Origin of the sequence: Limosilactobacillus frumenti DSM 13145 (genome assembly GCF_001436045.1) — a bacterium.
GTDB classification, from domain to species: Bacteria; Bacillota; Bacilli; order Lactobacillales; family Lactobacillaceae; genus Limosilactobacillus; species Limosilactobacillus frumenti.
The window spans coordinates 173102-195029 of sequence record NZ_AZER01000013.1 but is presented as its reverse complement, the minus strand read 5'-3'; the positions used below and the strand labels follow the sequence as shown (position 1 = coordinate 195029).

The window sequence follows — 21928 nt, the reverse complement described above, 5'->3', positions numbered from 1 at the left end:
TTATTGTTCCTCCTCCATTGCCTGGTGAAAGCGTCCTTCATCCCAAACAGTGATACCCAGATCTTGGGCCTTAGTGAGTTTACTACCCGCCTTATCACCGGCAATGACGATATCAGTCTTCTTAGAAACACTGCTGGTAACCTTAGCCCCATGATCTTCTAACCATTGTTTAGCTTCACCACGGGTCATCTCAACCAGTTTCCCGGTCAATACAACCCGACGACCGTTCCACTCACTGTCCTCATCAACTGGTGTGGTACTACCAAGATATTCAAAATTAATACCAGAATCACGCAGTTCATTGATCAGCTCAACCACTTGCTGGTTAGCGAAATATGTCTCCACACTTTCACCAATCGTTGGCCCAATACCATCCACTGACGATACTTCATCCGCAGATGCGTGCATCAGGTGATCAAGGTTACCAAAATGTTCCATAATCAAACGTGCTGCCTTAGCACCAACATGGCGGATACCAAGGCCAAATAAAAGACGTTCGACAGAATTATTACGACTATTGTCGATCGATGTCAATAGATTAGTGGCTGATTTATCACCAAATTTATCTAAAGTTAATAATTGATCACGATTAAGGGCATATAAGCCAGCAACATCATGGATTAATTTCTTATCCCACAATTGCTCAATGATCTTAGGGCCTAACCCATCAATGTTCATCGCGTTCCGCGAGGCAAAGTGAGCTAAGCCTTCCTTGATTTGCGCTGGACACATTGGGTTAATGCACCGTAAAGCCACTTCATCATCTAAATGGACTAGCTTAGAACCACATACCGGACATTCCGTTGGGATCTGGTAAGGTTCACTATTAGCAGGACGCTTCTTAAGGTCAACTTGCGAAATTTCTGGAATAATATCGCCAGCTTTGTGAAGATAAACCGTATCACCAATGCGGATATCCTTATCCTGCAGGTAATCCGGGTTGTGGAGTGACGCCCGACTAACAGTGGTCCCCGCTAACTGAACTGGATCCATTACTGCAGTCGGTGTCACATTCCCAGTCCGGCCGACAGTCCATTCAATATCACGAACAACCGTGGCTTCTTCTTCGGGAGGAAACTTATAAGCAATTTCCCAGCGTGGAACTTTGACAGTATTTCCAAGGGCAATCTGGGTATCCAGGTCATTAACCTTTTCGACAATCCCGTCAATCCCATAAGTCAGTTGATCACGTTGAGCAGTGTATTCATCGATGTAATCTTCAATTTCTTGCCGGTTATGGACCACTCGATTATTGGGGTTCACTTTAAAGCCTAGTTCACGCATCTTATCCAGGGCTTCCGCCTGCGTACTGACACCAATCTTTTGGTATTCAGGAACATAATACATAAACGTATCTAAGTCCCGATGAGCAGTCACTTTAGGATCAAGTTGCCGTAAACTACCCGCTGCCGCATTCCGTGGATTAGCAAATGTCGGCTGTCCCGCAGCTTCACGCGCAGCGTTCAATTTAGCAAAGGATTTCTTTGGCATGTAGCATTCACCACGAAATTCAACTGACAGTGGTTCAGGTAATTCGTGGGGAACCGACTTAATAGTCATCACATTAGCCGTGACATCTTCACCGATATTTCCATTTCCCCGCGTGGAACCTTGGACAAGCTTCCCATTTTCGTAAACCAGGGACAGGGACAGTCCATCGATTTTGAGTTCCAAATTATATTCTGGGGTAACCTCAACATCAGCATTATCTTGCTGACGACTGTTAAAGTCCATTAACTCATCGAGCGAGAAAACATCCCCCATCGACAACATCGGGATTTCATGCCGGACCTTCGTTAATTGGCTTTCCGTTTCCCCACCAACTCGTTGCGTCGGTGAATCAGGAGTAACTAATTCCGGAAATTTAGTTTCGATTTGGACCAGCCGTTGGTAAGCACGGTCATAAACGTAATCCTCAACAGTCGGATTATCCTGTTCATAATACTCACGACCCCACTGACTAATTTGTGCACGAAGGGGCCCAATTTCCTGTTGGGCTTGAGCTAACGTTAATTCTTCAACTGGTGTTTGCTTATTATCCATGAAATTGGCCTCACTTCATTGTTAATCCACTTTTTTAATTGGTGCAAAACTGGCCAGCAGCCGTTTAACTCCTTGGTCAGGGAAAGCAATATCAAGTTCCATATCGTTACCAGTTCCACTGACCTTTACGACAGTTCCTTGACCCCACTTCTTATGGCTGACCTTATCACCAGTCTTCCATGATACCTTATCAGCACCGGTCCCAGTGTTCGTAACCGGCTTGACCCGTTTGCCTGCACTACGATACTGGTGTTTTTGCTGGTGACGGTACGTGGTTGCAGTTGCAGCATCACCACCAAATGGCAGTTTCTGTCCGCTAACTGACGTTTCTTCATCACTATTTTCAAATTTCAAGAGATCCGGATTGATCTCTTCCACAAAGCGTGACGGCTGATTGCGTTGAATACGCCCATAAAGCAGCCGCGAGAAAGCATTTGTCAGGTAGAGCTTCTTTTTAGCACGCGTAATACCAACGTAGGCTAACCGACGTTCTTCTTCCAATTCGTCATCTTCCATGATGGCTCGTGATAGTGGGAAGATTCCTTCTTCCATCCCCACTAAGAACACAACTGGAAATTCAAGTCCCTTAGCGGCATGGAGAGTCATCAACGTCACGGCAGGAGCTTGTTCGTCAACATCATCCTGGTCAGACACCAAGGCTAAGTCAGCTAAGAAATTGGTGATCTTCTGGATATTACTATCATCGTCATCCTTGTGCTGTTCATCATACTCTTTAGTAACGGACTTAAATTCGTCTAAGTTCTCCCGTCGTGCCTGGGCTTCCAAGCTACGATCGTCTTTAAGGGACTTATTGTAGCCACTGCGTTCCAAAATTTCTTCCGTCAGATCAGTCAGATTCAGAAATTCAGCTTGCTTTGTTAAGTCACGCATTAGTTGGCCAAATTGATCAATTTTAGTCCGGGTACGAGTTGAAATATTATTGGCAATATCAACATTTTCTGCTGCCTGCAACAGTGACCAATGATTTTCATCCGCAAATTCACGGAGATGTTCGACACTGGTCATCCCAATACCCCGCTTAGGTGTATTCACAACTCGGGTGAAAGAAATCGAATCTTGTGGGTTAACGATTAGGGTTAAGTAGCCCAAGACGTCTCGGATTTCCTTCCGGTCATAGAACTTGTGACCACCGACCATCGTATATGGGACACTGGACTTAAGGAAGGTTTCTTCGATCATCCGTGATTGGGCATTTGTCCGATAGAGAACTGCAAAATCGTTGAAGTTATAACCATGCTGGTCATGTTCTTCCTTGATTTTAGCAACAATGAATTGGGCTTCATCGTGTTCGTTTTGCGCCCGGTAATACGAAATCTTGTCTCCTTTGCCATTTTCCGTCCACAGGTTCTTCTTCTTCCGTTGGACGTTATTTTCAATCACTTCGTTGGCTGCATCCAGAATGGTTTGGGTTGAACGGTAATTTTGCTCCAGCATTACCGTATGGGCATTTGGATAGTCACGTTCAAAGTTCAAAATGTTATTCATGTTAGCGCCACGCCAGCCATAAATACTCTGGTCAGCATCACCGACAACACACAGGTTTTGATACTTTTGGGCTAATAAGTTAACCAACTTGTACTGGGCATCGTTGGTATCCTGGTATTCATCAACGTGAATGTAATGGAACTTATCCTGGTAAAATTCGAGCGTCTCGGGATCTTTTTCGAACAACTCAATCGTCTTCATGATCAGGTCATCGAAGTCTAACGATTGGTTAGCTTCTAGTTCCTGCTGGTAAAGTTTGTAGGCTCGGGCAACTAATTGTTCGAACATCCCATTAGCTTCCTTAGCATATTCATCAGGTGTCTGGAGAGCGTTCTTCGCGTTAGAAATAGCAGACAGGATACTCCTTGGATCAAACTTTTTGGTATCAATGTTCAGTTCACTGCAAATCCGCTTCATTAACGTCCGTTGTTCACTGGTATCCGCAATAGTAAATGCTCGGTTATAACCAAGTTTCTCAATATCACGCCGTAAGATCCGCACACACAGGGCGTGGAAAGTCGATACCCAAACATCACGAGCGCTTTCACCAAGGAGCTTGCCGACCCGTTCCTTCATTTCTCGAGCAGCCTTATTGGTGAAAGTAATCGCCAAAATATTCCAAGGAAGCACACCCTTTTCTTCGATCAGGTAAGCTACCCGGTGAGTTAGTACCCGGGTCTTCCCAGAACCAGCACCGGCCATTACTAATAAGGGACCTTCAGTAGTTAAAACTGCCTCAGTTTGCTTATCGTTCATACCGTCTAATAATGATTGACTACTCACGCCTTGTTCCATCCTCTCTAAAAATCAGTCGGCTCATATTATACCAAATTTTGCAGTTTAATGGTGTGAATCGAACGTATGTTACTAAAAAATCTGCAATCAGATTGATTGCAGATTAGTGAATTATTCATTTGTTTCTGATTGGCCTTGGTCTGCTTGCTCATCAGTAGTTGGTTCCGCTGGTTTAGTATTCCAAACCTCGGTGTTATCAACTTGTTCTTGCAGTGCCTGGAGGTCTTCCTCACCAGTTACCCAGACAAAGCCCAGTAGTGCTTGCGGATCATTGCCGTCAACATCATTGAAGAAGCGGAATTGCCAGTTATCCTTCAATAACCATTGCCGTTGAATAGCACGGGACTGGTAATTACGGACAACCATCAATAACCCGGATTGTAAGTTGGTAATGTTGTGGATTGGCATGCCAACAACGGCCCGGATTTGCTCTTCATACTGGTTAACGTTAGTTGTACTGTCGTAAACATTGGCAATCGATGTTAACCCTAGTTCAATGTTTTTGACATAAAGGGTCCCAGTCGATGTGACGTAGAAATTAATTGAGAAGACACCGGTGTACTGCAGGGAAGCAGCAACACTCTTAACAATCCGCCGCATTTCAGTTGCCATATCATCATTAACTTCCGCTGGCGCAGCCGCCGAAATCAATTGCCGGTCATCATCATAGTTCAATTCAGCCACAGGGAAGATCTGTAAGTCATCCCCACTTACCGCAGCGGTCATCGTGTATTCATGAGTGTGCTCAATCCACGATTCCAGCAAATACGTACCAGTATCAATAAATTCGGCTGCTCGCGTAATATCAGACTGCCGACGAATGATCATTGACTGTTCACCAATCCCCCGTTGAATAGGCTTCAAAAGGGCTGGATAACCAATGGAATCAATGGATTGGTAAACATCATCTAAGCCGATCACAGTCACATATGGGGCAATATTAATGTTTACCTGATCTAAGAAAGCCCGTTCCATTAAACGGTCCTGGACGATTTCCAAACCATTGATTCCCTGTGGAATAGCTGCATATTGACCCAAGTAACGCAGAACTGAAGAATCAATATTAGGAGTTTGGTAAATAATGGCATCGCAGGCTTCTCCAAACTGCATTAACTTTTCTTTGTCATTATATGCGCCATCCAGTGTGAAATCAGCCATCTTCGTGATATTTGGCTGGGCACGATCAACATATACCCCAACGTTAAACCCGGCCTTCTTGGCACAAGAAATCAGGGCACCACCATTACGGTTGATCCCGATAATCCCTAAAGTGCTCCCAGGGAAAATTGGCTTTGTACTCATTTACAACACCCCTCCTATTGTTCTGGCATGAACTCAACTTTGCCGTTATCCAGTGACTTAATACGAGCTAATGATTCAACACGGATTCCCCGGTCCTTCAATTCATTCGCCCCAGGCTGGAAACTCTTTTCAATCACAATTCCAGCACCAGCAACATCAACACCAGCTTGGTCAGCGATTTCCAGCATTCCTTCAACTGCTTGACCATTAGCCAGAAAGTCATCGATCATCAAGATCTTGTCACTTGAGTCAACATACTTCTTAGAAATAGAAATCCGGTTAGTAGTCTTTTTTGTGTAGGAGTAGACATCAGCGGTGTACATATCATTATTAAGGGTCAGGCTCTTGTGCTTCCGTGCAAAGATAACAGGAACCTTCATTGCCAGCCCGGTGAACACAGCTGGAGCAATCCCTGATGATTCGACCGTCCAGACCTTGGTAATGCCTTCATTGGCAAAACGTTTAGCGAATTCTTGTCCGATGTGCAACATTAATTCCGGGTCAACCTGGTGGTTAAGGAAGGCATCGACCTTCAACACATTACCAGGTAAAACTGTTCCGTACTGTTCAATTTTTTCTTTAAGCTCTTTCATCTTCCTGCTCCTTTGCACTATTTATCATAATTATATAACTTATAGGTCTGAATAACGGAAATTAGCTTTTGAGCATAGTCAGGATCAGTCGCGTAGCCTGAATCTTGCAGGGCTTTCGCCGCTTCCTGATAGTTAGCGGCTTTGACAACCCGATCATAATTCTGTTGGTTCATATCAGTACCGTGCATCATCAATTTGGTGTGGTCCTTAATAGAATCGTCCCAACTATCATAAACCCGGAAGCGCCCTTTCGTTACAATCCACTTACCATTAATATACTCTTTAGTGGTCATAACTTGTGAATTAGCACCAGTTCCCTTGATACCAAATAGATTATGGTACTGGGTAGACAGTTTACTAGTTCCCCAATTTGATTCTAGAATTGCCTGGGCAATAGTAATTGATGCATAAACATGATAAGTATTCTGCATTGCCTGAGCCTCTGGAGCAACCTGCTTAATAAAACGTTCCTTTGCTTCTCGGTCCCGCTCTTGTGCTTGTTGTTCAATGCGTTGTTGGTTCCAAATTCGATAATAGTGGTGGCCAATGTAAGCCCCTAGGAGGACGATAATTGCCACTAGCAGCCATACTAATGGACTCACACTACTCTTTTTTCTCCGCCGACGTCTCCGTTTTGCCATTGATGAAATCTCCTTTTATTCTACTAGCTATTAATTGTAGCAAAAATCCGCTTTACTGACAGGGGATTATCCATATATTTTGTCGAAATTAAAAAGCACCAGCAAATGCTGATGCTTTTCATATGGAAGCGATAATCGAAAATATTAACGCTTACTAAATTGAGCAGCCTTACGAGCCTTCTTCAGACCTGGCTTACGACGTTCCTTCATACGAGGGTCACGAGTCAAAAGACCGGCCTTCTTAAGGGCATCACGGAAGTCAGGGTCAACGTTGAGCAGTGCACGGGCGATACCGTGACGAACTGCACCAGCTTGACCAGAGAAGCCACCGCCATTAACGTTAGCTAAGACATCGTATTGACCATTAGTCTTAGTAACATCAAATGGTTGGTTAACGATAGCACGTAAGTTGGCAAATGGAATGTAGTCTTCGATTGCCTTACCGTTCATCGTAATCTTACCAGAACCTGGTACTAAGCGAACACGGGCAGTAGCGTCCTTACGCCGACCAGTACCGTTGTATTGTACTTGTTGAGCCAATTCCATTCCCTCCTTAGATTAAGTTAGTAATGTCGAGTGTTTCAGGCTTCTGAGCAGCATGCTTGTGGTCTTCACCAGCATAAACATGAAGCTTTAATCCCATCTTGTGTCCTAAGGAATTGTGTGGAAGCATACCCTTAATAGCATGTTCAACCAACTTTTCAGGTTCCTTAGCACGCCAGTCACCAGCAGTCCGTTGCTTCAAACCACCAGTGTATTCTGAGTGACGGTAGTAAATCTTGTCAGTAGCCTTTTTACCAGTTAACTTAACTTGTGCAGCATTGATAACAATGACATTGTCACCAGTATCAACGTGTGGAGTATAGGTTGGCTTGTTCTTACCACGCAGGATTGATGCGACGACGGTGGCCAGACGACCCATTGGGACATCCTTAGCATCGACAACGTACCACTTGCGATCAACTTCACCAGGTTTTGCGATGTATGTCGTTCTCACGATTAAGTCCTCCAATTTTGTTTTTCTTTTACATATAATAGTGTACCGAGTTATTAGATGGAAAAGAAATACCAAGCACTAGTATACCTTCTTCAACCGATAACGTCAATTCCTTTCGGCATCTTTCCCATAATCAACTGAAACTAAATACAATCCACTTGCCGGGGCAGTCATTCTGGCTTGGGTGCGGTCCTTAGCGGCCAGAACTCGTTTCACGTCTGATACAGGTCGTTGCCCACTACCTACTTCCAATAAGAAGGCAACCATAATCCGAATTTGATTATACAGAAAGCCATTCCCAGTGAACTCAAAAACCACTTCATTTTGCGCCGGATCACGGTGAATTTGAACATCATAAATTGTTCGAATATTACTCTTGGCTTGGCTACCTGACGCAACAAAGCTTGTAAAATCATGTTCGCCAATAAAGTCACGCGCTGCTTCCCGCATCTTATCCACGTCAACTGGGTACTTGAAGTGGGCCGTATAGTTGCGCTTGAAAGGATTGACAAACTCTCCCTGGTCAACACGATAACGGTAAGTTTTGCGGTGGGCACTGTACCGTGCATGAAAATCATTTGAAACCAACTCGGCTTTTTTGACCAAGATATCCAGGGGAAGCAAACTGTTTAACGCCTTGCGCATCGATTCATTGCTCAAGTGGTATGGTAAATCAAAATGAGCCACTTGATTTAACGCATGTACCCCAGCATCAGTCCGTCCTGACCCAATCACCGGAATAGGTGGATCAGGATGTTTAGCGATCTTATTGACCGCATTCTTGAGTGTTTGTTCAACGGTCCGCTTATGGGGCTGAATCTGGAAGCCAGAAAAGTTAGCCCCGTCATATGCAAATGTAATTTTGTAACGGTACATCCCCGTCCTCCTTAATTAACTCAAATATGTTCGTAATAGCACCAGGCCAACCGTCAAGGCAACCATTAGAACCATTGCAATTGTGTCGTGACCTTTCCACCGCAATTGACGAAACTGAGTCCGCGGGGCACCAGCCACATATCCCCTTGCCTCCATGGCCACTGCTAATTCTTCCGAGTGCTGGAATGAATCGACAAATAGTGGAATAAAAATCGGTAGAACATGGTGCAACCGGGCCAGCAAGCCACCTTGATTGAAGTGCATGCCACGCATTTTCTGAGCATCAATAATCTGGTGCATTTCCGTCATAATGGTCGGCACAAAGCGCAGAGCAATCGACAGCATTAACGCCATTTTATCCACCGGAATATGAATATACTTAAGTGGTGTCAGTAAGCTTGAGAATGCTTGTGCAAGCTGTAATGTCGGCGTAGTAGCTGTTAAAACAGTCGACGCCGTGATGATCACAATGAAACGGTAAATCAAAATGAGCGAATTTACCAGTCCATCGCTAGTAATCGACATCCATCCCCAATGCCAGTAGGTTTGACCACCACTAGAAAACAGGACCTGAAACGCCGCGGTAATGATGATCACCCAAACAAAGGGGCGAATACCTCGCCAATACATTTTGACAGGAATGCGACTAAGATAGATGGCCGCCAGCAAAGCCAAAAACAACCACCCTGTCGTCCACCAAGTATAGGCAAAGAAAACAGCAATCACGTACCACACGCACATTAACAATTTAGCGCGGGCATCTAAGCGGTGAAGCGGTGAAGCAAGCGGAATATACGCTCCAAAGACTAATTGACTATTCATCCTGTTCACCCGCTTTCAATTGGGTTGCAAGCTTTTTTGCTAGTTCATTTAATGATAGTGGCAAATTAGTACCCGGTGGTAAAAGTTGCTGACCAAGCTGAACCGCTGCTGGTGGCAAAACATGATTATGTTTCATCAGCTCGGCATTCCGAAATAATTCCTGAGGATGACCAGCAAATTGGAGCTGACCATCACCCATCAGCATTACCCGATCAGCGTGCTCCGCGACATATTCAAGATGGTGCGTAATCATAATAATCGTCACACCCGCTTGGTGTAGCTGATTTAAAAGCAATAATAGGCGTTGACTAGCTCCAGAATCTAATCCCGCTGTGGGTTCATCTAAAATTAATATTTGGGGCTGCATTACTAGAACCCCAGCAATTGCTGCCAAACGTTGCTGACCACCAGAAAGTTCTAGTGGGGATTGCTGATAACGATTCGTTGGAAAGTTTACCTGCTCAAGGGCAGTTTGGACTTGCTGATTAATTTTTGCAGTCGACCACCCTAGATTACGTGGGCCAAATGCCACATCGTCCCAAACCGTATTCGCAAAAAGTTGATGTTCAGGAAACTGGAAGACATAACCTACTGATTGTTGAATACCAGCCTGTTGAGCCTTGTTCGATTGTTTCGTCAAGCTTTGCCCAAGGACTGTCACTTCCCCAGTTGTGGGCTTAGACAATCCCGCAATCAGGTTAACCAAGGTCGACTTACCACTACCTGTTTGACCGATGATAGCAGTAAACGAACCACTTGGGATAGTAAAAGTAACATCCCTAATTCCGCTGCTTGCCAAGGATGTTCCGGAATGATATGTATAGCCTACTGAGTTAAATTCAATCGCTGTTTGAGCCATTGTACTGCCTCCTCAGTGGTTAAGTAACGATCTGGTGTACTAATACCAAGTTGTTGTAATTGGTTGAGCAGGTGCTCCCCTGGTGCCAAATGCAGTTCTAGTTGCTGAACTAATTTCTGCTGCGACAACACAGCATGAACTGGACCTTCAGCAAGGACTTCTCCATTATTTAACGCTAAAGCACGATCAGCTTGTTCGGCTTCTGACAGGTGGTGGGTAACCATAATGATGGTAAGGCCTTGCTGTCGCAAATTAACTAGCAAGTTCATAATTTGCTGACGAGCTAAAGGATCCAACATACTAGTAGCTTCATCCAGAATAAGTATTTTCGGCTGTAACGCTAGTACACTCGCAATAGCCACTCGTTGCTGTTGTCCACCAGATAGAGTGGCTGGTGACGTATGACGATATTCCCACATGTCAACAACTTGCAAGCAGCGTTTAATGATGGCTGGCATTTCATCACTAGGGACCTGCCGATTCTCGAGTCCAAAAGCAACATCCTCGGCAACAGTTGAGCCCACAAACTGACTACCCGGATTTTGGAAGACAATACCAACCTGTTGATGAATGCTTGCCAGATTTCGATCATTGACCTCCGTATTACCGATGTTAATCAACCCGGTGCTTGGCAATTGTAAACCAGATAATAACTGAACCAGTGTGCTCTTACCGCTACCATTTTGGCCGATAACTGCTAACAATTCACCGGCCTTAACTATTAAGTCCAGATTTCGTAAAGCCGTTCCATTCGCACCTGGATATGTAAAACTGACATCATGAGCTTCGATCACATTCACCAACATCACCACCAATCATTAATAAAGTCCTTTTTATTGTACCAGACGTTCCAAAAAAATTTAAAATAAAAAATCACTTACCACTAGGGTGCGCGATTAAATCGCATTCGAACTAGACTAGGGATAAATCCCACCATCGTAACGTTCTATACCACTAATGATAGTGATTCTTTATTACGTATTTAGTTAACCCGGTTGATTGGATTAGTCAACGAATTCCAAAATAACCATAGGTGCGCCGTCACCACGACGAGGCATGGTCTTCAGAATACGAGTGTAACCACCCTTGCGATCGGCAAACTTAGGTGCCAATTCTTCAAACAAGTTTTGTAATGCTGATTGGATACGAATGTCATCGCCATCTTCTTTAACATCGGCAACAACGTTACGTACGAATGATGCAGCCTTACGACGAGATGCTAAATCGCCACGCTTAGCGAGAGTAATCATCTTGTCAGCAGTCTTACGAACTTCCTTGGCACGAGCTTCGGTAGTAGTAATACGACCGTTAACAATCAAATCAGTAGTTAAATCACGCAATAAAGCTTTACGTTGTGAACTTGTACGTCCTAATTTACGGTAACTCATGAACTGGTTCCCTCCTTTTTCTTGGGTTAATATTAATCATCTTGACGGAATGAAACGCCGAGATCGTTTAACTTCAACTTAATTTCTTCAAGTGACTTTTGTCCTAAATTCCGAACCTTCATCATGTCGGCTTCAGTACGGTCAGTTAATTCCTTAACGGTGTTAATACCAGCACGCTTAAGGCAGTTGTATGAACGAACAGAGAGGTCAAGTTCCTCAATCGTCATTTCAAGCATCTTTTCCTTATGCGTTTCTTCCTTTTCAACCATCACTTGAGCATTTTGTGCTTCCTCAGTAAGGTCAACAAACATCTTCAAGTGTTCGGTCAAAATCTTCGCACCTAAACTAACCGCTTCAGTAGGTGTCAATGAACCATCGGTCCACACATCTAAGGTCAACTTATCGTAGTCGTTCCGTTGACCAACCCGAGCGTTTTCGACAGTGTAGTTGACACGTTCAATCGGGGTATAGATTGAGTCAATTGGCAATACACCAATTGCCAGATCGTCCATACGGGCCTTGTTATCATTAGCTGATAAATAACCACGACCCTTATCGGCAGTCATCTTAATGTGCAATTCTGCACCATCAGCAACAGTAGCAATGTAAAGATCTGGGTTGAGTACCATAACTTCCCCATCGCCTTGAATATCACTAGCAGTTACTTCAGCGGGACCTTTGACATCAATTTCCAGATCCTTTGGTTCTTCAGAATCAATCTTCAGAGAAACCTTCTTGAGGTTTAAGATAATCTGAGTTACATCTTCAGTAACACCTTTGACGGTGCTGAATTCATGTAAAACACCATCGATCTGAATACTGGTGATCGCAGCACCTGGTAATGATGCTAATAATACCCGACGCAGTGAATTACCTAAAGTAGTTCCATAACCACGTTCCAGCGGTTCGACAACGAACTTACCGTAGTTATCTGTTTCTTCAACTTTATGAATGTTTGGCTTTTCAAATTCAATCATTCTATCTCTGTGCCCCTTTCAAACGTGGTTCGTATTTTAGACGAAAAGACCATTGATGGATTCTTGTCTCCAGCAATGTCAATTAAACACGACGACGCTTTGGAGGACGAGAACCGTTGTGAGGAACAGGAGTTACATCACGAATTGCAGTAACTTCAAGACCAGTTGCTTGCAATGCACGAATTGCTGATTCACGACCAGAACCTGGACCCTTAACTTCAACTTCAACAGTCTTCATACCGTGTTCCATAGCTTGCTTTGCAGCAGCTTCTGAAGCCATTTGAGCAGCAAATGGAGTAGACTTACGTGAACCCTTGAAGCCAAGTACACCAGCTGATGACCAAGCAACAGCGTTACCTTGAACATCGGTAATCATGATCAAAGTGTTGTTAAATGTTGAGTGAATGTGAGCTACACCAGTTTCAACATTCTTTTTTGCACGACGCTTACGCGTACCTTTTTTGGTTGCCATAAACTAACTAACCTCCTTCTCTAAATTATTTTGGTGAATTACTGGTCTTCTTACCAGCAATAGCAACAGCCTTACCCTTACGAGTACGAGCATTGTTCTTAGTGTGTTGACCACGAACTGGTAATCCACGACGGTGACGCATGCCACGGTATGAACCAATTTCTTGAAGACGCTTGATGTTCATGGAAACTTCACGACGTAAGTCACCTTCAACTTGGTATTGATCAACTTGTGTACGGATCTTTTCTTCTTGTTCAGGAGTCAAATCACGAACACGAATATCTTCTGAAACACCAGCGGCTGCTAAAATCTTTTGAGCACGAGTGTTACCAATTCCGAAAATGTAAGTTAAGCCGATTACGATTCGCTTGTCACGAGGTAAATCGACACCTGCGATACGAGCCATTTATTGCACCTCCATTCGTTATATTATAAATTACTTACCCTGGCGTTGTTTATGCTTAGGGTTAGCAGAGCAAATGACCATAACACGTCCATGACGCTTAACAATCTTGCAGTGCTCACACATCTTTTTAACTGATGGTCTTACTTTCATGTTATTAATCCTCCTAGAGAGTCACGTTCGTTTTACTTGAACCGGAAAGTAATCCGACCCTTAGTCAGATCGTATGGTGACATTTCAACCTTAACACGATCACCAGGTAAGATCTTAATGTAGTGCATCCGAATCTTACCAGAAACGTGTGCCAAGATTTCAGCACCATTTTCCAGTTCAACTTTAAACATAGCATTAGGTAAGGTTTCAGTAATCTTACCTTCAACTTCAATCACATCGGCTTTTGCCACTATTGGTTCCTCCTTGATTCACCAAGAATTGACGTAAAAACGGTGGAAAATGACTAGCACCTTCCACTGTAAGCAATATAAACCTAACAAAGTTTAGCATATGCCATTAAACTTCGCAAGGTTAATATCAACTTAAAGGTTGTTCAGCACCTTTTTAACATCTTCATAAACCTTATCAATGTCTTGTGCGCCATCGATAGTGTGCAAAACACCTTGCTTTTGGTAGTAGTCTACCAGTGGTGTATTCAACTTGATGTTGACATCCAACCGGTTCTTAACGGTTGCAGGCTTATCATCATCACGTTGGTAGAAATCATGATGACCACAAACATCACAAGTGCCTTCAACCTTAGTTGGGTTGTAAATCTTGTGGTAAGTAGCTCCACAATTCCGACAAATGAATCGACCACTCAACCGTTCTACCAATACATCAGGTTCGACATGAATATTGATAACTGCATCTAGTTGTCGATTACTTTCAGCTAACATCTTATCCAAAGCTTCTGCTTGGTTAAGGTTGCGAGGAAAGCCATCAAGCATGAAGCCATTAGCAGTATCATCCTTGGATAACCGTTCTTTAACGATCCCATTAGTAACTTCGTCAGGAACTAGGTTACCCTTGTCGATGTACTTCTTAGCTTCAATACCCATAGGCGTTTGATTCTTAATTGCTGCACGGAAAATATCTCCCGTTGAGATGTGAGGAATATCAAAATCCTCAACAATCTTTTGAGCTTGGGTACCCTTACCAGCACCAGGCAAACCCATTAAAACAAGATTCATACTCATTTACCGTTTCCTCCTTTTGGTTCACGAATAAATCCAATGTATTCTCGCTTCATTGTTAAACCGTTCATCTGTCGAACGACATCTAACGCAATCTGGACAATGATCAGTAAACTCGTCCCACCAAGTCCAATTGATTGACTCAAGTTCCAAACGTTACTTGCAATCAATGGAATCAATGAAATCAAACCTAAGAAAAGTGAACCAACAGTACTTAATCTCATTAATAAACCAGAGACAAACTGTTGAGTTGAATTACCAGGACGAACTCTGGAAATGTATGAACCCTGCTTTTGAAGATTCTCTGCTAACTTTTCTGGGTTAACTTGAACGAATGCGTAGAAGAAGGTAAAGACAACAATTAAGAATGTGTACAATGCAATTCCTGGACCAGACTGCATATTAAAGACAGTCGTCATAACTTGATACCAGGTATCTCCACCATGATTTTGTTGGAAGGCCATCAAAATAGTTTGTGGTGTTGAAATAAACGAACCAGCAAAAATAACTGGAATAACACCGGAAACATTAATCTTTAATGGCAGATAACTACTTGCTGGAGAAGTCGTTGTCCGTCGAGTGTACTGAATTGGTAACCGGCGTTCAGCTTGTTGAACCCAGGTTACGAAAGCCACGATGATCAACAATGCTAAGACAACTAAAGCGATAAAGCCGATTCCCATCCAAAGTGCTGAACCGGATTCACCGGAAATTTGATCCTGCCATAGTTGGCGAATTCCTGAAGGCATCTGAGCAATGATACCTGCAAAAATCAGCATTGAAACACCATTACCAAGACCACGTTCAGTAATCATGTCCCCCATCCAAGTAGCAAACATGGTACCAGCCGTTAGAATTAAACCGATCGTCAGATACGTCGTTGGCGTTGGATGGTTAACCAGTTTAACAGAGCTTAAGGCGTTAAAACCAGCAGTAATCCCGATCGACTGAATAAAGCCAAGAACAATGGTCAACCATCGTGTAGCTTGGTTTAATTTCCGTCGACCAACTTCACCCTGCTTACTCCACTCAACAAATCTTGGGACAATATCCATCTGCAGAAGTTGGACAACAATTTGTGCAGTGATATATGGAGACACACCCATTGCAAACAATGAGTAGTTTTCCAATCCACCACCACTGAAAGTATTTAGGATTGAAGCCAATCCAGTCGATGAAATTTCCTGCAGTGCAGCAGCATTAACGCCTGGAACTGTAATTGCCGCCCCAATCCGGTAAACAATCAATACAAATAAGGTAAAGAAGATTTTCTTTCGAATATCTTTAACCTTAAATGCATTCTTAACGGCTGTGATCAATTACATCACCTCAGTTTTACCGCCGGCAGCTTCAATAGCAGAAACTGCTGAAGCAGAAAACTTGTTAGCCTTGACAGTTAACTTCTTAGTTAACTTACCGTTACCAAGAACCTTGATACCACTCTTCAAGTTCTTAACAATACCGTTTTCCATCAAAAGTTGTGGTGTAACTTCAGTACCGTCATCGAATTGATCTAAAGTAGACAAGTTAACAATAGCGTATTCCTTACGGTTAATGTTGGTGAAACCACGCTTTGGAATTTGCCGGTAAAGTGGCATTTGGCCCCCTTCAAATCCAAGACGAGTCTTACCATGAGCCTTTTGACCCTTAGTACCACGTCCGGAAGTAAAACCATGACCAGATGAAAGGCCACGACCCTTACGAAGACGCTTTGAACGAGAACCAGCAGCTGGCTTTAATTCGTTTAACTTCATTTAGTAGGCACCTCCTTATTATTTAGTTGTAATTACTTAACTTCTTCAACAGAAACTAAGTGTGCAATTTTAAAGATTTGACCACGTGTTGCAGCGTTGTCGGGAAGGACAACAGAGCTATTGATCTTACCTAAGCCCAAAGCCTTAACAGTCCGGCGTTGAGTTGGCTGACGGTGGGCAACACTGTGGATTAAAGTAACTTTAACTTGAGCCATTTTTTAGTGCCCTCCTTATTCTGCTAAGTGGTCGACTGAAACGCCACGTAACTTGGAAACTTCTTCAGCACTCTTCAATTTCTTCAAACCTTCGAATGTTGCACGAACAACATTGACAGGAGTGTTGGAACCAAGACGCTTAGAAGTAACATCGGCAATTCCGGCAAGGTCCATAACGTTACGAACCGCACCACCGGCAGTTACCCCAGAACCTTCAACAGCTGGCTTGAGTAAGATCTTACCACCGCCGTAAGTACCAATAACTTCATGTGGAATAGTAGTACCAACGATTGGAACAGTGATTAAGTTCTTTTCAGCAGCAGCTTGTGCTTTCCGAATAGCTTCAGGAACTTCTTGCGCTTTACCAGTACCAAAGCCAACGTGACCCTTACGATCACCAACGATAACTAAGGCAGCAAAACGCATCCGACGACCACCCTTGACAACCTTAGTGATCCGGTTGATAGCAACAACTTGATCGTCTAAGTCCAACTTTGCTGGATCAATGAATTCTGATGATGCCATTGCAGGTTATTCCTCCTTCTTATTAGAATTTAAGTCCGTTTTCACGAGCAGCTTCAGCTAATGCTTGAACACGACCATGGTAAAGGTACCCACCACGATCAAAGACTACATTAGTGATGTTCTTTTCGTTTGCGCGCTTAGCAATTAAAGCACCAACACCACTAGCTTGTTCAGTCTTGCTCTTTCCACTAACTTCACTGTCAATTGTGGAGGCACTTGCGAGCGTCACACCCTTTACGTCATCAATTAATTGAGCGTAAATGTTTTTGTTTGAACGGTAAACACTTAAGCGTGGGCGCTCCGCAGTACCAGAAATCTTACCGCGAACGCGCATGTGACGGCGTTGACGGATCTTGTTCTTATCTGGTTTAGAAATCACAATAGTCACCTCTTGTTATAAATATTAATGTAATTTGTTTAATGAACCGATATAGCAATCGAAGATTACTTACCAGTCTTACCTTCCTTACGGATGATGTGTTCGTTTTCGTAACGAATACCCTTACCCTTGTAAGGTTCTGGTTCACGAACACTACGTACCAAAGCAGCAAAGTCACCAAGGTGTTGCTTGCTGATTGAGCTTAATTCAATAGTAGTATTATCTGGAACCTTAATATCAACATCGTCAGGCTTGTCCATTTCAACTGGTTGTGAGTAACCAACAGTTAATACTAACTTGTTACCCTTGAGTTGAGCACGGTAACCAACACCGACGAGCTTCAAAGTCTTGCTGAATCCATTAACAACACCTTGAACCATGTTGTTAACGTTTGCCCGGGTAGTACCATGGATCATCTTAGTTTGGTTGTCATCTGAATCACGGTCAAACTTAACAACGTTATCAGCGACAGTCATCTTAATCAATGGTGAAATTTCACGACTCAAAGTACCCTTAGGGCCCTTAACAGTAACAACGTTACCATTTTGTGAAACTTCAACGCCCTTTGGCAAATCAATTTCCTTGTAACCAATACGACTCATGCTTGCACCTCCTAACTTGTTTTAATTTATTACCAGATGTAGGCGATAACTTCGCCACCAATGTTCTTGGCGCGAGCAACCTTGTCAGTCACAACACCTTCAGATGTTGAGATAATGGCAATCCCTAATCCGTTGAGAACTTTAGGCACAGCGTCTGCCTTGACGTAAGTACGAAGACCAGGCTTTGAAATCCGCTTTAATCCGGAAATAACCCGTTGGCCATCCTTACCATACTTCAAGAAGACACGAATGATGCCTTGCTTGTTATCGTCAACGTATTCAACATCGCGAATGAAACCTTCGTTCTTTAAGATTTCAGCGATGTCCTTCTTCATCTTTGATGCAGGTGCTTCAACTGATTCGTGGTGAGCCATGTTGGCGTTACGAATACGAGTTAAGAAATCTGCGATTGGATCACTCATAGACATCGATGTTTTCCTCCTTTTGTCGGTGATTTGTTTACCAGCTAGCCTTCTTTAAGCCAGGAATTTGACCCTTGTGGGCAAGTTCACGCAAGCAAAGCCGGCATAAGTGGAACTTACGGTAAACTGAGTGCGGACGTCCACAACGTGCACAACGCGTGTATTCACGACTTGAGAACTTAGCTGGACGGTTGCACTTAGCAATCATTGATTTTTTAGCCAATTTGTGGAACCTCCTTTATTTAGCAAACGGCATACCAAGTTGAGCCAGTAATTCGTGTGATTCTTCATCAGTTTGAGCAGTAGTTACGATAACAATGTCCAAACCACGAACACGGTTAACCTTATCATAATCAATTTCTGGGAAGATTAATTGTTCACGAACACCAAGAGTGTAGTTACCACGGCCATCAAATGACTTGTTGCTTACACCATGGAAGTCACGAACACGTGGAAGAGAAACGTTGATCAACTTGTCTAAGAAGTCATACATACGTTCACCACGTAAGGTAACCTTAGCACCAATTGACATTCCTTCACGAAGACGGAAGCCGGCGATTGACTTCTTGGCCTTAGTGATCAATGGCTTTTGACCAGAAATCAAACCGAGTTCTTCAACGGCTTCATCAAGGTTCTTTGAGTTGCTAGTTGCATCACCAACACCCATGTTCAAAACGATCTTGTCAATCTTAGGTGCTTGCATAACTGATGAGTAGTTGAACTTATCAATTAATGCTGGACGAATTTCACTTTCGTACTTAGCTTTTAAACGATTTTCCATTGAAATTATTCCTCCTTTCCTGAATTATTAATCGATAGTCTTGCCTGACTTCTTGGCAACACGAACCTTCTTACCATCAACGAACTTAAATCCAACACGTGTTGGTTCGTTAGTAGAAGGATCAATCAGCATTACGTTTGAAGCATCAATAGCGGCTTCGGTATCAATAACACCACCGTTAGGGTTTGAGTTACTTGGCTTTTGGTGCTTCTTGACCATGTTGATACCTTCAACAATTACACGGTTAGCTGAAGCAATGGTCTTCTTAACAGTACCTTCCTTGCCCTTATCCTTACCGGCGATAACGCGAACTTTGTCACCTGTTTTAATGAACATGTTGATTGTGCACCTCCTTATTTTTGGTTAAATCTTACAGAACTTCTGGTGCTAATGAGATGATCTTCATGAAGTCGTCTCCACGAAGTTCACGAGCGATTGGGCCAAAAATACGGGTACCCTTAGGGCTCTTATCGTTGTTGATCAGCACAGCTGCGTTTTCATCAAACTTGATGTATGAACCATCCTTACGGTGTAATCCTTGCTTAGTCCGTACAACTACGGCCTTAACAACATCACCCTTTTTGACAACGCCACCTGGTGTTGCCTGTTTTACAGTAGCAACAATGATGTCACCAATGTTACCAGTCTTGACACGGGAACCACCCAAAATCTTAATTACCAAGATTTCGCGGGCACCGGAGTTATCAGCGACCTTCAACCGACTTTCTTGTTGAATCACGGTTAATGTCCTCCTTCCATCTACAATTAAGAATTAGAATACGAATTTTAGAGTATTTCTGCTAATTAAAGGGTAGCAGCCTTTTCGACAATTTTAACAAGACGGAAACGCTTCTTTGCCGACAATGGACGAGTTTCCATAATTTCTACAGTGTCGCCCATCTTAGCTTCGTTGTTTTCGTCATGAACATAGTACTTCTTTGAGTACTTAACACGCTTACCGTAGATTGGAGCACTCTTGTAAGTGTCAATAACAACAGTAATGGTCTTATCCATTTTATCGGAAACAACGCGGCCTTGATAAACCTTACGTGCATTACGTTCTTCACTCATGCGCTAATCCTCCTTTTCGTATTCTTATTTGTTTAATTCTTGTTGACGAAGAACTGTCTTAACCCGGGCAATGTCTTTGCGTACTTGCTTAAGACTTGCAGTGTTTTCCAATTGGCCAGTAGCTAATTGGAAACGTAAGTTAAATAATTGCTCCTTCAGTTCCTTTTCACGGTCAAGTAGCTTATCAGTGGTTAATCCATTCAGTTCTTGTACGTAATCTTTACTTTTCATTAGATTGTCCACCTACTTCCTCACGTTTGATGATCTTAGTGCGAACTGGCAACTTGTGACCGGCAAGACGTAAAGCTTCGTGGGCAACTTCTTCAGAGACGCCCCCTACTTCAAACATTACCTTGCCACGCTTAACTGGTGCAACCCATCCTTCAGGAGCACCCTTACCATTACCCATCCGGACACCAACACCTTTGCTAGTGTAGGAGAGTTGAGGGAAGATCTTGATCCAGACCTTACCACCACGCTTCATGTAACGGGTAATAGCAACACGAGCAGCTTCAATTTGACGGTTACTAATCCAATGGGAATCCAACGCTTGTAAACCATAGTCACCAAAGGTAACAGTCTTGCCACCCTTAGCTTCACCACGCATGTGGCCACGTTGAACCTTACGGTGCTTAACTCGCTTAGGTACTAGCATGTTTTACTTCCCTCCTTGTTCATCGTTCTTCTTGGTTGGTAAAACTTCACCACGGTAGATCCAGGTCTTAACACCAAGAACACCGTAAGTGGTGTGTGCTTCATCCCATGAGTAATCAATATCAGCACGTAAAGTATGCAATGGAACAGTACCATCTGAGTATGATTCAACACGAGACATATCTGCACCGTTCAAACGACCAGCAACTTGGGTCTTAATACCCTTTGCACCGGCACGCATTGCACGTTGCATAGCACCACGCATTGCACGACGGAAGGCAATACGAGCTTCCAATTGACGAGCAATGCTTTCACCAACAAGGTGTGCATCTAAGTCTGGCTTCTTAATTTCCACAATGTTGATGTGGACACGCTTGCCAGTTAACTTATTTAATTCCTTACGAAGTGCTTCAACTTCTGAACCACCCTTACCAATAACCATACCAGGCTTGGCAGTATGAATTGAAACGTTTACGCGGTTAGCAGCACGTTCAATTTCAACGGTTGATACTGAGGCATCAGCAAGTCGCTTTTCAATGTACTTACGGATCCGAAGGTCTTCGTTCAAGTAGTTGGCAAATTCTTTGTCAGCGTACCACTTAGCAGTCCAGTCGCGAATGACCCCAACACGAAAACCATTAGGATTGATCTTTTGACCCAC

General features: G+C 43.4%; 33 protein-coding genes. All 33 read right to left on the bottom strand.

All coding sequences use genetic code 11. The features are described 5' to 3' along the window. Positions 1 to 2043 carry an NAD-dependent DNA ligase LigA gene (gene ligA, locus FD27_RS03115; RefSeq protein WP_057749354.1) on the bottom strand — a complete coding sequence of 681 codons (2043 nt, stop codon included), beginning with the start codon at positions 2041 to 2043 and terminating at the stop codon, positions 1 to 3. A 21-nt stretch (positions 2044 to 2064) separates the two neighbouring features. Continuing rightward, entirely contained in the window at positions 2065 to 4344 is a 2280-nt protein-coding gene (gene pcrA, locus FD27_RS03110) for a DNA helicase PcrA (RefSeq protein ID WP_057749352.1), read from the bottom strand. A 111-nt stretch (positions 4345 to 4455) separates the two neighbouring features. Next, the gene (locus FD27_RS03105; protein ID WP_057749349.1) at positions 4456 to 5646 is read right to left on the bottom strand and encodes an ATP-grasp domain-containing protein; all 1191 of its coding nucleotides are present in this window, start codon (positions 5644 to 5646) and stop codon (positions 4456 to 4458) included. A 14-nt stretch (positions 5647 to 5660) separates the two neighbouring features. Beyond that, the gene (locus FD27_RS03100) at positions 5661 to 6239 is read right to left on the bottom strand and encodes a xanthine phosphoribosyltransferase (protein ID WP_057749346.1); all 579 of its coding nucleotides are present in this window, start codon (positions 6237 to 6239) and stop codon (positions 5661 to 5663) included. A 17-nt stretch (positions 6240 to 6256) separates the two neighbouring features. Continuing rightward, positions 6257 to 6880 carry a glycoside hydrolase family 73 protein gene (locus FD27_RS03095; protein ID WP_057749343.1) on the bottom strand — a complete coding sequence of 208 codons (624 nt, stop codon included), beginning with the start codon at positions 6878 to 6880 and terminating at the stop codon, positions 6257 to 6259. Between the two features lie 144 nt (positions 6881 to 7024). After that, complete coding sequence (gene rpsI / locus FD27_RS03090) at positions 7025 to 7426, bottom strand: 30S ribosomal protein S9 (RefSeq protein ID WP_057749340.1); 402 nt, start codon at positions 7424 to 7426, stop codon at positions 7025 to 7027. Positions 7427 to 7433: 7 nt separating this feature from the next. Beyond that, positions 7434 to 7877, bottom strand: coding sequence for a 50S ribosomal protein L13 (gene rplM, locus FD27_RS03085; protein WP_057749337.1), 444 nt, complete (start codon positions 7875 to 7877; stop codon positions 7434 to 7436). 105 nt (positions 7878 to 7982) lie between these two features. Then, on the bottom strand, positions 7983 to 8753 hold the full coding sequence (gene truA / locus FD27_RS03080) for a tRNA pseudouridine(38-40) synthase TruA (RefSeq protein WP_057749334.1): 771 nt from the start codon (positions 8751 to 8753) through the stop codon (positions 7983 to 7985). A 15-nt stretch (positions 8754 to 8768) separates the two neighbouring features. Next, on the bottom strand, positions 8769 to 9575 hold the full coding sequence (locus tag FD27_RS03075) for an energy-coupling factor transporter transmembrane component T family protein (RefSeq protein WP_057749331.1): 807 nt from the start codon (positions 9573 to 9575) through the stop codon (positions 8769 to 8771). Continuing rightward, positions 9568 to 10434: an ATP-binding cassette domain-containing protein gene (locus FD27_RS03070; RefSeq protein WP_057749328.1), complete on the bottom strand. Its 867-nt coding sequence runs from the start codon at positions 10432 to 10434 to the stop codon at positions 9568 to 9570. The genes FD27_RS03075 and FD27_RS03070 overlap by 8 nt, the downstream gene beginning before the upstream one ends. After that, positions 10401 to 11234 carry an energy-coupling factor transporter ATPase gene (locus tag FD27_RS03065; RefSeq protein WP_057749325.1) on the bottom strand — a complete coding sequence of 278 codons (834 nt, stop codon included), beginning with the start codon at positions 11232 to 11234 and terminating at the stop codon, positions 10401 to 10403. Before FD27_RS03065 ends, FD27_RS03070 begins: the two co-directional genes overlap by 34 nt. A gap of 204 nt (positions 11235 to 11438) precedes the next feature. Then, entirely contained in the window at positions 11439 to 11822 is a 384-nt protein-coding gene (gene rplQ / locus FD27_RS03060; RefSeq protein ID WP_057749322.1) for a 50S ribosomal protein L17, read from the bottom strand. Positions 11823 to 11854: 32 nt separating this feature from the next. Beyond that, positions 11855 to 12799, bottom strand: a complete 945-nt coding sequence (locus FD27_RS03055) for a DNA-directed RNA polymerase subunit alpha (protein WP_057749319.1) — start codon at positions 12797 to 12799, stop codon at positions 11855 to 11857. A gap of 82 nt (positions 12800 to 12881) precedes the next feature. Next, positions 12882 to 13271, bottom strand: coding sequence for a 30S ribosomal protein S11 (gene rpsK / locus FD27_RS03050; protein WP_003716676.1), 390 nt, complete (start codon positions 13269 to 13271; stop codon positions 12882 to 12884). A gap of 25 nt (positions 13272 to 13296) precedes the next feature. Beyond that, the gene (rpsM, locus tag FD27_RS03045) at positions 13297 to 13677 is read right to left on the bottom strand and encodes a 30S ribosomal protein S13 (protein WP_057749316.1); all 381 of its coding nucleotides are present in this window, start codon (positions 13675 to 13677) and stop codon (positions 13297 to 13299) included. Positions 13678 to 13707: 30 nt separating this feature from the next. Continuing rightward, positions 13708 to 13827 carry a 50S ribosomal protein L36 gene (rpmJ, locus tag FD27_RS03040; protein WP_057749312.1) on the bottom strand — a complete coding sequence of 40 codons (120 nt, stop codon included), beginning with the start codon at positions 13825 to 13827 and terminating at the stop codon, positions 13708 to 13710. A gap of 32 nt (positions 13828 to 13859) precedes the next feature. Then, positions 13860 to 14078: a translation initiation factor IF-1 gene (gene infA / locus FD27_RS03035; protein WP_040530804.1), complete on the bottom strand. Its 219-nt coding sequence runs from the start codon at positions 14076 to 14078 to the stop codon at positions 13860 to 13862. A 132-nt stretch (positions 14079 to 14210) separates the two neighbouring features. Beyond that, entirely contained in the window at positions 14211 to 14867 is a 657-nt protein-coding gene (locus FD27_RS03030) for an adenylate kinase (protein ID WP_057749309.1), read from the bottom strand. Then, on the bottom strand, positions 14864 to 16183 hold the full coding sequence (gene secY, locus FD27_RS03025) for a preprotein translocase subunit SecY (protein WP_057749306.1): 1320 nt from the start codon (positions 16181 to 16183) through the stop codon (positions 14864 to 14866). Before secY ends, FD27_RS03030 begins: the two co-directional genes overlap by 4 nt. After that, a complete protein-coding gene (rplO, locus tag FD27_RS03020; protein ID WP_057749303.1) occupies positions 16184 to 16618 on the bottom strand; it encodes a 50S ribosomal protein L15 in 435 nt (144 codons plus the stop codon). It abuts the gene before it with no gap. 32 nt (positions 16619 to 16650) lie between these two features. Continuing rightward, a complete protein-coding gene (rpmD, locus tag FD27_RS03015; protein ID WP_057749300.1) occupies positions 16651 to 16833 on the bottom strand; it encodes a 50S ribosomal protein L30 in 183 nt (60 codons plus the stop codon). Positions 16834 to 16848: 15 nt separating this feature from the next. Continuing rightward, a complete protein-coding gene (gene rpsE, locus FD27_RS03010; protein WP_057749297.1) occupies positions 16849 to 17358 on the bottom strand; it encodes a 30S ribosomal protein S5 in 510 nt (169 codons plus the stop codon). Positions 17359 to 17380: 22 nt separating this feature from the next. Continuing rightward, the gene (gene rplR, locus FD27_RS03005) at positions 17381 to 17737 is read right to left on the bottom strand and encodes a 50S ribosomal protein L18 (RefSeq protein WP_083482680.1); all 357 of its coding nucleotides are present in this window, start codon (positions 17735 to 17737) and stop codon (positions 17381 to 17383) included. Between the two features lie 65 nt (positions 17738 to 17802). After that, positions 17803 to 18339, bottom strand: coding sequence for a 50S ribosomal protein L6 (gene rplF, locus FD27_RS03000; RefSeq protein WP_057749293.1), 537 nt, complete (start codon positions 18337 to 18339; stop codon positions 17803 to 17805). A 29-nt stretch (positions 18340 to 18368) separates the two neighbouring features. Then, entirely contained in the window at positions 18369 to 18767 is a 399-nt protein-coding gene (rpsH, locus tag FD27_RS02995) for a 30S ribosomal protein S8 (protein ID WP_057749290.1), read from the bottom strand. Between the two features lie 31 nt (positions 18768 to 18798). Continuing rightward, complete coding sequence (locus tag FD27_RS02990) at positions 18799 to 18984, bottom strand: type Z 30S ribosomal protein S14 (protein WP_003716665.1); 186 nt, start codon at positions 18982 to 18984, stop codon at positions 18799 to 18801. Positions 18985 to 18999: 15 nt separating this feature from the next. Continuing rightward, positions 19000 to 19542 carry a 50S ribosomal protein L5 gene (gene rplE / locus FD27_RS02985; protein WP_057749287.1) on the bottom strand — a complete coding sequence of 181 codons (543 nt, stop codon included), beginning with the start codon at positions 19540 to 19542 and terminating at the stop codon, positions 19000 to 19002. 27 nt (positions 19543 to 19569) lie between these two features. Next, positions 19570 to 19878: a 50S ribosomal protein L24 gene (gene rplX, locus FD27_RS02980; RefSeq protein WP_057749284.1), complete on the bottom strand. Its 309-nt coding sequence runs from the start codon at positions 19876 to 19878 to the stop codon at positions 19570 to 19572. Between the two features lie 34 nt (positions 19879 to 19912). Further along, the gene (gene rplN, locus FD27_RS02975; RefSeq protein WP_057749281.1) at positions 19913 to 20281 is read right to left on the bottom strand and encodes a 50S ribosomal protein L14; all 369 of its coding nucleotides are present in this window, start codon (positions 20279 to 20281) and stop codon (positions 19913 to 19915) included. Positions 20282 to 20346: 65 nt separating this feature from the next. Then, a complete protein-coding gene (rpsQ, locus tag FD27_RS02970) occupies positions 20347 to 20613 on the bottom strand; it encodes a 30S ribosomal protein S17 (RefSeq protein ID WP_057749278.1) in 267 nt (88 codons plus the stop codon). Between the two features lie 24 nt (positions 20614 to 20637). Continuing rightward, a complete protein-coding gene (gene rpmC, locus FD27_RS02965; protein ID WP_003664552.1) occupies positions 20638 to 20844 on the bottom strand; it encodes a 50S ribosomal protein L29 in 207 nt (68 codons plus the stop codon). After that, positions 20834 to 21268, bottom strand: coding sequence for a 50S ribosomal protein L16 (gene rplP, locus FD27_RS02960; protein WP_057749275.1), 435 nt, complete (start codon positions 21266 to 21268; stop codon positions 20834 to 20836). The genes rpmC and rplP overlap by 11 nt, the downstream gene beginning before the upstream one ends. 3 nt (positions 21269 to 21271) lie before the next feature. Beyond that, positions 21272 to 21928, bottom strand: a complete 657-nt coding sequence (rpsC, locus tag FD27_RS02955; RefSeq protein ID WP_057749273.1) for a 30S ribosomal protein S3 — start codon at positions 21926 to 21928, stop codon at positions 21272 to 21274.